We start from the raw sequence: 12,109 nt of genomic DNA, 5'->3' as shown, positions 1-12,109 counted from the left end.
AGGGCAGGGGGATTATTATGACTTTATACTTATAACTCTATCCGCTTCAAAAGCTCTTCTTTCTGATTAAGTTCCGGATGTTCCAGCACCAGATCCAGAAAATGTTCCAGCATCTGACCAATCTCTTTTCCCGGTTTCATTCCGGCAGCAATCAAATCTTTACCTGTCACTGCCAACATCTTTAACGACACGCATTCCTTTCTCTCCATAATCTCATGATAGAGTTTTTCCACGCCGTCAATATCAGCAACTTTTTCCTTGTGCTGATACATACTCTGTGCCGCCACGTCCGCACGGCGCACCTCGAGATAAAGCGGGAACAGATCTTCTCCAATCTCATGAACCGCACGGCGCACATGTGCAGGAGTCACAGGCATCCTGTGATCATGATAACGCACCAGCTTCGTCACCTTACGGATCGTATCATTATCGAATTTCAGCCGATGCAGAATCTCATTGGCCAGCTCACTGCTCTTCTCTGGATGTCCCTTAAAATGCGCAACTCCATCTGCATCCATTGTCTTCATATATGGCTTACCTATATCATGGAGAAGCATCGTCAGACGCAAAATCCGATCCGGTCTTACCTCCAGCAGTGTATGCAGGATATGCTCGCCCACCGTGTACATATGATGAACAGTCTCCTGCGTTGTCTCCATGGCGAGGTCAAATTCCGGCAAAAATTCTTTTGTAATGCCAAGCTTCCATGCCTCCCGCAGCAGATCCGGTCTTGACGAAGTCAATGTCTTCACCAGTTCTACCTGGATTCGTTCTGCACTGATCTTCCTAAGCGTCGGTGCCAGCAGCCGCATGCCTTCTCTGGTCTCATCTTCCAGTTCAAACCCAAGCTGCGCTGCGAAACGGATTCCCCGCAAGATACGAAGTGCATCTTCTGAAAATCTCGCCTGCGCATTACCAACACATCGGATGATGCCTGCTCTCAGATCATCCATACCGCCAAAGATATCTACAAGCCCCTCTTTTTCATTGTACGCCATCGCATTAATAGTAAAATCCCGGCGCAGCAGATCCTCTTGCAGATTGCGGACAAATATAACTTCTTTCGGATGACGGCTGTCTTCGTACTTGCCATCCACACGATAGGTTGTCACTTCAAAGCCTTCGTGATCGAGAAGCACCGTGATTGTTCCATGCTCGATCCCTGTATCAAATGTATGTGGGAATAATGCCTTTGTTTCCTCCGGCATCGCAGATGTCGTGATATCCCAATCCATTGGTTCCCTTCCGAGAAACGAATCCCTCACACACCCACCTACTGCATACGCTTCATAACCATGTTCCTGAAGTGTATGAATGATCTTATTTACTTTTTCAGGGATATGTATTTCAACCATGTAACTTTTCCTCTCATTTCATCATGTTTATTTCATTATAAAAGAAAAAGGCTGTTTTTTCAAACAGCCCTTTTCCCATAACATATCTTTGAATACGTTTTAGTATGATTTGCCCCAGTATGCCATGTGTTTCGCCGGCTTACCACACCAGATACATTTGTCAGATACAAATTCTTCGTCTTCGATCAGACATCTGGTAGCTGCTCCGCCGGTTACATACTTCACTTCGCCTTCACATTCCGGATCTCCACACCAGCATGCCTTTACAAATCCACGTTTCTTAGTAAACTCTTCCTTCATCTCATCCAGACTGGTTGCTGTGTAAATATGAGTATCCAGGAAGTCTTTCGCTCTGTTATACATATCATTCTGGATAGTTTCCAGAATCTCACGCAATTTCACTGCGATTTCATCCATAGATACTACGATCTTCTCGCGGTTATCACGACGTACAACTACAACCTGATTATTCTCAATATCCTTCGGTCCGATCTCGATACGTGTCGGGATACCAAGCATCTCCTGCTCAGAGAATTTCCATCCCGGACTCTTCTCAGAATCATCGATCTTCACTCTGTATCCGGCTTTCTTAAGTTCAGCAAACAGTTCATTTGCTTTGTCAAGCACGCCTTCCTTGTGCTGTGCAATCGGAATCACACGACATTCAACCGGTGCAAGATGCGGTGGTAATACAAGACCATCATCATCACCATGTACCATGATCAGTGCTCCGATACTTCTTGTGGATAATCCCCAGGAAGTCTCATATACACTGTGCAGCTGGTTATTCTTATCTACGTATTTAATATCAAATGCATCCGGGAATCCGTTACCGAAGAAGTGGCTGGTAGCAGACTGCAGTGCCTTACCGTCATGCATCAGTGCTTCTACTGTATAAGTATCCTGTGCTCCGGCAAATTTCTCATGCTCTGCTTTTCTTCCTGACACATAAGGAATAGCCATAGTTTCTTTATAAAAGTCTTCGTATACATGCCACATCTGAATGGTACGTTCTTCTGCTTCTTCATATGTTGCATGAATGGTATGTCCTTCCTGCCACAGGAACTCTCTGGAACGAAGGAATGGTCTTGTAGTCTTCTCCCAACGAAGAACGGAATTCCACTGATTCCATACCTTTGGAAGGTCTCTGTAAGACTTTACAGTTCTTGCCCACAGATCACAGAACAGAGTCTCTGATGTAGGACGAATACAAAGTCTCTCCTGAAGTCTCTCCATTCCACCGTGAGTTACCCATGCTACTTCCGGTGCAAATCCTTCAATATGATCTGCTTCTTTCTCTAATAATGATTCTGGAATCAACATTGGCAATGATACATTCTCTACACCAGTCTCTTTGAATCTTCTGTCAAGATCTGACTGAATCAGCTCCCAGATCGCATATCCGTTCGGCAGATAATTCAGACATCCCTTTACACTAGAGTAATCACAAAGCTCTGCTTCGCGTACTACATCTGTGTACCACTGTGCAAAATTCTCTTCTCTCGAAGTAATGTTCTTTACCATTTTTTCCTTAGCCATATCTCTTCTCCTTTTCTTTCTTCGCAGAGCCCTTGCTCCACTGCTTGTTGAGGGGGATTCCTTCGTGACTTTTGTTATACAAAAAACAAACGCCGAACACTTCTGTCCCCGCTAAGGGACCGAAATATTCGGCGGTACCACCCTAATTAACTGCATATGTAGCTGCAGTTCTCTCTTCACATCGTTAACGCCAATGCATACGCTGTACTTTCATACAGAGGCTCCAAGGCAGGTTCACCGTCTCTCGGTTCGGAGATCTCTCAGCTAACAATCTCTTCTCTGTGGAACGTCCTCACGATTACTAGTCCTTTTCAACACCAACTCTGCTTTCTGTAACTATCATTACCAGCAGATATTTTCATTAAACGTAATTTTAATAGAAAGACAGATGTTTGTCAAGGGGTGAAGTGAGGATTAAATTCCAAGTTCTACTCTGTCTATACAAACCGCATACTCTCGGCAAATATCTTCTCATAATTCTCCGTCTCCGCAAGTTCAATATATTCCATTCGTTCAGCGAGCCCTTCCATCTCTTCCTTCACCTGTTCAGAGAGTAATGTCATATATGCACCGGTCTTGGATGAATTACCCACATAGATAATTTTATTCTCCACTTCTTTTGGCAGAATACCCGTTCCCGTTAATGATTCAGCCGGCAGATGTGCGCCAAACTGTCCTGCGATCATCACTTTATCCAGTTCTTCCATGCGAATCCCGGCTTTATTTAACAACGCCAGAAAGCCTGACAGAATCGCACCTTTTGCAAGCTGTACCTGTCTGATGTCTCCTTGTGTCACCACCAGTTCTGGTGCCTCGCATATCAAGAATTCTCTCTTTTTTCCGTTCATGCGTATCATCGGATAACGGTAATCTTCTTCAGGAATATTTTCTTTTTTGACAAATGCGCCATTTTTTCTGACAAGTCCTATCCGGATCAGTTCTTTCAGCACTGCCAGAATTCCACTTCCGCAGATACCCACCGGTTCTTTTCCATCAATACAGGTAAACTCTACTCCACGCTCTGTGATCTTCACATCTTCAATAGCGCCTTCTGCCGCCCGCATTCCACAACTGATATTCATACCTTCCAGTGCCGGTCCTGCCGCACAAGAGCAACACAATAATCTTCCCTTCTGTGACAAAACGATCTCGCCGTTTGTTCCTATATCAATAAACAAAACATTCCCATCCTGTTTTTCCAGTTCGCATACATAGGCTCCTGCCACAATATCCGCACCGATAAACGCAGATACCTGCGGCAGACAATATACCAGCGCGCTGTTATCCATACCAGCGTGCAGACCGATCTCACCGGCACTGCGCTTCTGCGCTTCTAAAAACACCGGCTGATATGGGGAACGCCCGATACTTCTGGCATCCGTTCCCAACAACATATGCATCATGGTACAGTTAGCTGCTATATCTATTTCCAGAATCTCTTCTGTTGAAATTCCTGCGTCCCTGCACACCTGTGCAAGCATATCATTTACAGAATCCACGATTGCACATCTGAGGTGTTCAATCCCCTCTTCTGCATGCTCATATTCATAAGTGATCCGTGTCAGCACATCCAATCCAAAATGCTTCTGCGCATTGATCATAGATGCGGATGTAATCTCTCTTCCGCTCGCCAGTTCTACCAGCGACGTAACAACTGTTGTCGTTCCGATATCAATTGCAACACCATATCCTCTGTCATGCTCATCACGAGTAAATTCTGGAACATATCCTTCTGTCAGAACTTTATGCTTCCGTTCTTTTTGCAGCAATTCAACCTGAATATCACCGGAAACACATGTCATACATGCCAGACGGATACCCTGTGTCAGTTCCTCCTGACTGAGTAATTTCTGTTCTGTCGCAGATACTTTCGACACCTCTCCATCTACAATTCGCACTTTGCATTTTCCACATATACCTGTTCCATTGCATGGGTTATCCACAAATGCTCCTGCCCGCAGTAATTCTGCCAACAGATTTGCACCTTCTGCACACTCTCTGACCGTTCCATCATTTACGATCTCAATTCTAGCCATCAGATTCCTCCACACTTGAAAGCAGTGCCTGAATATTGCGAAGTGGGGAACTCATGCCGAGTCCACACGCAGGTGACACAATATCAGAGCCACATTTTATGCAGTTCCCAGCCAGTCTCCTGACTGCTTCTTCACTGCCAAACTCTAACGTATAGGTACTGACATTTCCCATCAGCACACGGTCAGCCAGATTCTTTCTCGCATCCATCATCGGCACCGCTGAATCGAAACTCAATGCATTGCTGTGCACTTCACTTACTTCTTTGTATACATTCTTCATGTGTCCGCAAATGTGCACGATCGTCTCCACATGCAAATCTGCCAGTCCGTCCAGCAGCTGATTAATATACCTCACTGCAAACTCTTTAAAAAATCGTGGTCCGAGAATCTCTCCGGTACCGCTTGGATCCGCGATTGTAATGACATCTGCACCCGCTTCCACCTGCGCCCTGCCAAATGCGATCAGCTGCTCGGTCACAAAATTCATATACGCATGTGCCTCTGCATTTTTTTTGCGCAATTCTTTATAAAATACGACTGGCTCAATAACTGAACTCGCCGTACTGATTGGTCCAGTGAGATTACCGATGATCGGCATATCTTTCACTTCTTCTTTTAATATTCCGATTGCATCCAGCACTACTTTCGCACGGCCTTTTGTCAGATCGATCCCCGACAGTTTCTCATAATCAGATACTGAATCAATCGCATATTTTACCACATGCGGTTCATATATCTGAGAACCCAGATCCACCCTCGCTCCCATTTCTTCCGCTTCAATAGTCATGCAGAATGGAACACCACAGTTTTCGAAACAGCCCTGCTCATATACTGCTTTCGCAAGATTCGCCATTTTCCTGGCATCCGTATGCGCCTCAGGAAGATAGATTCCCACCCGTTCCATCAATTCTGCCGTAACCATATTCATCATTCCACCCGGACAGATACACGGCGGACGATCTACGCGCTCTCCGTTCAGGCTCATTTTTAATCGTTTCTTTGGATTCACTTTTATTCCCTCTTATGCAATTGCCAGCAGACGTTTCGCTAATTTAACCGCTTCTACAGCTGTCGTTGAATATCCATCTGCACCAATCTTATCCGCATAATTCTGTGAAACCGGTCCGCCTCCGATCATAACTTTGACTTTGTCACGGAGTCCTTCCTTTTCCAGCAGATGAATAATTTCTTCCATTCCAGGCATGGTAGTTGTCATCAGCGTAGACAGGCAGATCAATTCCGCTTCTCTTTCCTTCGCGGTATCCACGAACTTCTGCAGCGGAACATCCCTGCCAAGATCGATCATTTCAAAACCTGCTGTTTCCAACATAATCTTGACCAGGTTCTTACCAATATCGTGAGTATCTCCTTCTACAACGCCAATCACACATTTATGCTTAACATCATTCTTTTCTTCCGGCAAATATGGACGGAGCACATTAATTCCTGCATACATGGCATCCGAGCAAAGAAGCAGATCTGTTACAAAATATTCCTCTTCCTCAAATAATTCGCTGGCCTGGTTCATTCCATCGATCAATCCCTGGTTTATAGCATCCAGTGCCGGATATCCCGCATCGATATATTCCTGCGCAGCCTCCGCCACATCATCCTCTTCCATTTCCAACACACCCTCTGAAAGACGTTTCAACAGTTCTTCCTTTGTGCTCATAAGCTTTTCCTCCCTCTGCCTAATAAAGCCTGATTTCTCTAAACTTTTTATTTTCCAATTGATAATCAATATTCTTAATGCACATCTGTCCTGCCACTGGAACTTGTCCGATCAATGATACACAAGCTTCGCCGTAACGCATCACTTCCGGCAATTCATGATCCACATAACAGGCTTTTTCTGTGCCGATCAGCGCAAGAGTAGTCTTCGGGCACAATAACAGCATTGCTTTTCCATCCAACAACTCTATCGCCTTTTTCAAAAAGTCATACGTAAAATCCATCACTACCTGTTCTGCCATCTTCGGTCCGAGAATATTCACCCCACCCGATGAATCTGCATAGCTGATCATATCCACACCATACTCAACAGCAATTTTAATATAGGTTAGTAATTCTCTTTCTATCTTTTGAAAGATATCCCGCATAAGTTCCGGCTGTTTGCGCATTGCCTTAAAGACATATTTCGGATCAATCAATACATTGAATATCGTAAATGGTCCGGAAATCATCAATGCCACATGCTCTCCCTGTTCCCGAAGTCTCTGACACGCTTTGAGCACCTCATAAATCCGACCTTTCGAACAATCAATTTCCGGAAGTTCCAGTAATTCTGCCGCAGAGGTACAACAGTATTCCTTTGCCCGCGGACCCAAATTACCATCTCCCATATTAACAATGCCCCCCATCGCTTCTGCTTCTACTGTATGGCAGAACGGAAGCATGCAAAAAGCTGCTCCTTCTTTCTGCTTCATAGCATGTGCGATTTTCGCCATAGTATCCGCATGCATATAAGCATCCGGAAAGGACAGCTTCAAATCTTTTGTAATCTCCGTAGAAATACCGATTGCATTATCAAATGTACAACGAAAATCTGATATCATCAGCCCCACCGCCTTCTGCATTAACTATAATAATTATACCAAACCAGGAAACATTTTCCTACAACAAAGGCAGATGCCATTACTGACACCCGCCTTATTCCTACACATTATTTTAGTCGATTGTCCACTTGAGCAGACGTTCTTTTATCTTCTCAAATATCTGCATCACAACCACCAATACAATTACCATGAATACAAATCCAACCCAGGTATTTGCAAATACTCCAAGTTCGGAATTCTTTTTTACAAAATAACCCATTCCGGAACCACCGCCATACATCTCAGCGAATACGAGCATTACAAATGAACTTCTCAGTGAATTTACAAATCCAGCCAGAATCGACGGGCTTGCTGCTGGCAGTATTACCTTCACAAAGCGCTTTACCCCTGTCAGTTCCAGCGTAGCTGCTTTATCCAGATAACGCTTATCGATCGTCATGATTCCCGTAATTGTAGCAAATAATGTTGCCCATACAATATTATATACAACCAGAAATACGGATGCTGAAAACAAACTCGGTGACAGCAACAATACAAACGGCGATAACAAAATCGATGGAATTACACTAAATGCATAAATTACCGGATGCAACACTTCACGAATCTTTTTATTCATTCCCATGATTGTACCAAGCACAACTGCTACCACCAGAGAAATGATCACAGATGGGATCAGCAATCTGAATGACGCGAACATATTTGTCAGCATCTCATGCTTGTTCGACATAAAGGCTGTCACAATCTTTTCCGTTGCCGGAAACAAATACGGATTCAGTTTCTTCACATCTGCCACATAGTAGTATGTAAACACTAATCCGACGAAGATCAACGCTGTAATCCAATATTTTTTTACAAAGCCTGTAATCGTTTTCATTTACCCATCTCTCCTAAAATATACTATTTGTCATTTTCTTCAAAGAATTTCTGCTGTGCATCGTAGAAGTCCGGTGCCTCATCGCCGTAAGCATCTTTCGCTTCAGACAGAGCTTCTTCATAAAGATCTGTGTTAATATGATCTTCAATGTTGATCTGGCAGTCATCACCAAGGTATCCTGTCTTGTCAAGGATGCCCCATGCACGTACAACGCTGTTCTTAAGTGGATCAACGTTTACAAAGTAATGCTCGTCATCCAGCATGTATGCTGCAACATAGTCATCATCCTGACCGATCTTCTTAGCATGCAGAGAAACAGCCTCTTCCTTATTAGCCTCATACCATGACTGAGCACGAAGTAATGCGCGGATTATAGCCTTTACTGTATCAGGATTATCATTTACCCACTCTGTCTGTCCAACCATACGGCAGCAAGAGTAGTTTTCCATGATCTCGCTCTGGTAGCTTACGATCTCGATCTCGCCAGCGTCTACCAGCTCTTTGATACCATAGTTGTTCTGTGTTCCCATAAGAGCGTATTTTACTTCACCGTTCTGTACAGCAACAAGAGCATCATCATAGCTTGAGTATACTTTCCAATCTACTACATCCAGAGGATTGTCATATCCAAGATCCATAACCGCACCTGTGAATGCAAAGTAGCTTGGATTTACAGCCACAGACTCACCGATGAATGACTCAATACCGTTCCACTCTGTTCCTGCTTTTGCGATAACCGGCATACAACCTTCTACCATGTGTCCGCCGAAGATTGTAAGGTCTACACCCTGTGCGATCTGCTGAAGTGGGTTAGATGTACCTGCATTTGATACTACGTCTACCTTACCAGCCGCAAGAAGTGCCATAGCATCCATGTTCTGTGTAGCTTCTACCGGCTCGATCTTGATTCCTTCGTCTTCAAAGTATCCTTCTTCCTCTGCGATCGTTACCAGAACGTTACCACTTGAACCATAGTTCCATTTTACAGTTGTAAGTTCATCCTTAGATTCTGTGTCAGCTGATTCTGCTTTCTTGTCGCTTGTGTCTGTGGCTTTGTCACTGCCAGCACATCCTGCAAGTCCAAAAGTCATGCCGAGTGCTAACACCATTGCTAATACTCTCTTCTTCATAATCTTTCTCCTTCTAAAAAATAAATAAACCTACCACATTACCCATCTGATGGTCAGCTACTCCATTCATTTTCGGATAACGCATTATATATAACAGGCGTCCCTGTATATACCATAATTAGCTCCGCTCATCCTTACGCATCACCATTTTAAATATGTGTCGTTACATCTTTGTTGATCTGATTGATCAATGTCATCCGCAGCTTCATCATTTCCATATTTTCAAACAATGTGTCACGAGTCGGATGCTGTTCTTCCGGAATCGTAACATCATAAATAATATGACTCGGTGACTGTCCAAGTACCAGAATACGGTTCGCCAGTAGAAGGGCTTCATCCACATCATGTGTTACGAAAAATACCGTTTTCTTCTTTTCTTCCTGTGCCCAGAGTTCTCGGATCAAATCCTGAAGTCTTGCACGAGTTACCGCATCCAATGCGCCAAACGGCTCGTCCATCAACAGGATTGGCGGATCAATACTAAATGCCTGTGCGATTGCACATCTCTGCTTCATACCACCAGACAGTTCTTTCGGAAGCTTCTTATATACTGCTTCATCCAATCCAACAGCTTTTATCATGTTGATAGCAATTTCCTTTAATTCCTTTTTATCCCTTTTCGGGAACTTCTGTTTCAATGCCAGCATGATATTTTCACCTGCTGTCATCCACGGAAACAGACCGTAATCCTGGAATACCACTCCCTTGTTGAGGCTCGGGCTACCGATCACCTCACCATCATTCAAAATCTCGCCCTCTGTTGCCGTCTCAAGACCAGCCAACAGACGAAGAAGTGTACTTTTCCCACATCCGGACTGTCCCAGAATGCAGACAAATTCTCCGTCTCCAATCTCCGTATTAATATCTTTTAAAATTAATTTGCCGCCACTTTCATATGCAAATGATAAGTTGTTAATCTTAATACTACTCATGTATAAAAGCCTTTCTCTCTTTCAAAATCCCATCCATAATACGCTTCGCACCAATCTCTACATTCTCTCTCGAAGTGGCAAGATTCATGCGGATAAATCCATTAAACTGTTCACCACCGAACCAGTCTCCAAAGTCTACCGCCAGACGGCATTTCTTCTGTATAAACTCTCTCGTATCTTCCGGCTTCACATATGCCCGCAGATCAATCCATACCAGATAAGTACCTTCCAGCGGGGTTACCACAATCTCCGGAAGATTCTCTTTAAACAGCTCTCTCAAATACTGATCGTTATCGACAATCTGCTTCTTTACTTTATCAAGCCAGTCCTGACCGCCTTTGTAAGCCGCCTCCGCAGCCACAAACCCAAACGCATTACCTGTCATCAGACGGATTCTCTTAGCGAAATCATCCCATCTCGCACGAAGCTTTTCATCCGCAATGATCATAAATGAATTCTGACCTCCCGCGAGATTAAATGTCTTGGACGGAGCTGTGATCGCAACCATTTCATCCCAATGCTCTGTTGCCTGGTAAGACGGTATCTGCACTTTGTCACCAAACACAAAATCCTGATGAATCTCATCGGAGATTACATACACATGATGTCTGTGACAGATTTCAAACATCCTTGTGAGTTCTTCCTTCGTCCAGACTCTTGCCACTGGGTTATGTGGTGAGCACAGAATAAACGCTTTTACATCGTTGTCTATTATTTTCTTTTCAAAATCCTCAAAGTCAATCGTGTATTTACCATCTTCATTCACCAGTTCCGATGTGATCAGCTTACGTTCGTTATTTGTTACTGCCTGCAAAAATGGATAATACACAGGAGTCATTACGATCACTGCCTCGTCTGGCTCTGTCAGAATCTGGAGCATCCAGTTAAATGCAGCTACCACACCCGGTGCGAAACGCAGCCATTCTCTTTTCACTTCGAAATTAAAATGTGCCTTTTCCCAGTTAATAAATGCATCATAATATCCATCTGGAATCCGATAATAACCAACTGTTCCAAAATCCACATAATCATGTAATGCTTTCTGAACACATTGCGGAATCTTAAAATCCATGTCAGCAACCCACATAGCGTGAAGTCCTTCCTCGCCAAACATTGCCGTCTGACCATCCCACTTATTACAATTAGAATTTCGTCTATCTACATATATCAGTTCTTCCATCATTCCACTCCTCGCATATCCTTTATTCAATTTTTATTTTCCAAAACAAGACACAAAAAAATTGTCCTTTTCCACATTCTCATAGCATGTATGATTTTCACCTGGGTGTCCGCATACGTGTAAGTAGCTAGGGGAAGGACAACTTAAAATCTTTTGTTTCTTTTCTATTAAAAATTATATCAAATTTAAGAGAGTGTGCATAATAGGTTTTTCACATCTATTAATAGATGTCATCTATAAACACACGCTACTTCAGCAGATAATTATAATTAGTCTCCGCGCAGAAATGTTCCATTTAAATCATCATTTTGCGGTAATCCTAATGGATATCATCAGCATTTTCTTTTACCATTTTCTTATATTACATTTCTATTTAATTCACATAAATTATTTTTATTTTTCAACATAAAGTTCTTGATCAGTTCACATAGTTATGCTATATTGTTTCTACCCGGTACCGTAATCTTCATTTTTCACATTGCAAAGCATCGTTTATGATGATATACTA

General features: G+C 43.3%; 10 protein-coding genes and 1 other annotated feature. All 10 genes read right to left on the bottom strand.

Annotated features, from left to right (window positions below; translation table 11 throughout):
- Window positions 1-29: 29 nt before the first annotated feature.
- Complete coding sequence (locus tag DWZ93_RS07460; RefSeq protein WP_118452446.1) at window positions 30-1,355, bottom strand: CCA tRNA nucleotidyltransferase; 1,326 nt, start codon at window positions 1,353-1,355, stop codon at window positions 30-32.
- Between the two features lie 99 nt (window positions 1,356-1,454).
- Window positions 1,455-2,894: a proline--tRNA ligase gene (proS, locus tag DWZ93_RS07455; protein ID WP_118452445.1), complete on the bottom strand. Its 1,440-nt coding sequence runs from the start codon at window positions 2,892-2,894 to the stop codon at window positions 1,455-1,457.
- Between the two features lie 111 nt (window positions 2,895-3,005).
- Window positions 3,006-3,218: a binding site (T-box leader), on the bottom strand.
- A gap of 113 nt (window positions 3,219-3,331) precedes the next feature.
- Complete coding sequence (locus DWZ93_RS07450) at window positions 3,332-4,930, bottom strand: ASKHA domain-containing protein (protein WP_118452444.1); 1,599 nt, start codon at window positions 4,928-4,930, stop codon at window positions 3,332-3,334.
- Window positions 4,923-5,939 (bottom strand): methylcobamide:CoM methyltransferase MtbA, encoded by a 1,017-nt coding sequence (locus DWZ93_RS07445; RefSeq protein ID WP_118452443.1) that lies wholly within the window; start codon window positions 5,937-5,939, stop codon window positions 4,923-4,925. The genes DWZ93_RS07450 and DWZ93_RS07445 overlap by 8 nt, the downstream gene beginning before the upstream one ends.
- A gap of 12 nt (window positions 5,940-5,951) precedes the next feature.
- Window positions 5,952-6,602, bottom strand: coding sequence for a corrinoid protein (locus tag DWZ93_RS07440; protein WP_118383113.1), 651 nt, complete (start codon window positions 6,600-6,602; stop codon window positions 5,952-5,954).
- Between the two features lie 19 nt (window positions 6,603-6,621).
- Window positions 6,622-7,485 (bottom strand): uroporphyrinogen decarboxylase family protein, encoded by an 864-nt coding sequence (locus tag DWZ93_RS07435; RefSeq protein ID WP_118452586.1) that lies wholly within the window; start codon window positions 7,483-7,485, stop codon window positions 6,622-6,624.
- Window positions 7,486-7,597: 112 nt separating this feature from the next.
- Window positions 7,598-8,359: an ABC transporter permease gene (locus DWZ93_RS07430; RefSeq protein WP_118383119.1), complete on the bottom strand. Its 762-nt coding sequence runs from the start codon at window positions 8,357-8,359 to the stop codon at window positions 7,598-7,600.
- Between the two features lie 23 nt (window positions 8,360-8,382).
- On the bottom strand, window positions 8,383-9,489 hold the full coding sequence (locus DWZ93_RS07425) for an ABC transporter substrate-binding protein (protein ID WP_118383120.1): 1,107 nt from the start codon (window positions 9,487-9,489) through the stop codon (window positions 8,383-8,385).
- A 149-nt stretch (window positions 9,490-9,638) separates the two neighbouring features.
- Complete coding sequence (locus tag DWZ93_RS07420; protein ID WP_118383121.1) at window positions 9,639-10,421, bottom strand: ABC transporter ATP-binding protein; 783 nt, start codon at window positions 10,419-10,421, stop codon at window positions 9,639-9,641.
- Window positions 10,414-11,601, bottom strand: coding sequence for a MalY/PatB family protein (locus DWZ93_RS07415; protein WP_118383122.1), 1,188 nt, complete (start codon window positions 11,599-11,601; stop codon window positions 10,414-10,416). The genes DWZ93_RS07420 and DWZ93_RS07415 overlap by 8 nt, the downstream gene beginning before the upstream one ends.
- Window positions 11,602-12,109: the final 508 nt, after the last annotated feature.

Source organism: Dorea sp. AF36-15AT (genome assembly GCF_003477705.1).
GTDB classification, from domain to species: domain Bacteria; phylum Bacillota; class Clostridia; order Lachnospirales; family Lachnospiraceae; genus Claveliimonas; species Claveliimonas ammoniilytica.
The sequence above is the reverse complement of the archived record's forward strand: the minus strand, read 5'-3'. Positions and strand labels throughout refer to the sequence as shown.

What these genes read in the sequence shown, in the direction of transcription:
- DWZ93_RS07460 (WP_118452446.1), bottom strand. Translation starts at nt 1,355, where the DNA reads ATGGTTGAAATACATATCCCTGAAAAAGTAAATAAGATCATTCATACA.
- proS (WP_118452445.1), bottom strand. Translation starts at nt 2,894, where the DNA reads ATGGCTAAGGAAAAAATGGTAAAGAACATTACTTCGAGAGAAGAGAAT.
- DWZ93_RS07450 (WP_118452444.1), bottom strand. Translation starts at nt 4,930, where the DNA reads ATGGCTAGAATTGAGATCGTAAATGATGGAACGGTCAGAGAGTGTGCA.
- DWZ93_RS07440 (WP_118383113.1), bottom strand. Translation starts at nt 6,602, where the DNA reads ATGAGCACAAAGGAAGAACTGTTGAAACGTCTTTCAGAGGGTGTGTTG.
- DWZ93_RS07435 (WP_118452586.1), bottom strand. Translation starts at nt 7,485, where the DNA reads ATGATATCAGATTTTCGTTGTACATTTGATAATGCAATCGGTATTTCT.
- DWZ93_RS07430 (WP_118383119.1), bottom strand. Translation starts at nt 8,359, where the DNA reads ATGAAAACGATTACAGGCTTTGTAAAAAAATATTGGATTACAGCGTTG.
- DWZ93_RS07425 (WP_118383120.1), bottom strand. Translation starts at nt 9,489, where the DNA reads ATGAAGAAGAGAGTATTAGCAATGGTGTTAGCACTCGGCATGACTTTT.
- DWZ93_RS07420 (WP_118383121.1), bottom strand. Translation starts at nt 10,421, where the DNA reads ATGAGTAGTATTAAGATTAACAACTTATCATTTGCATATGAAAGTGGC.
- DWZ93_RS07415 (WP_118383122.1), bottom strand. Translation starts at nt 11,601, where the DNA reads ATGGAAGAACTGATATATGTAGATAGACGAAATTCTAATTGTAATAAG.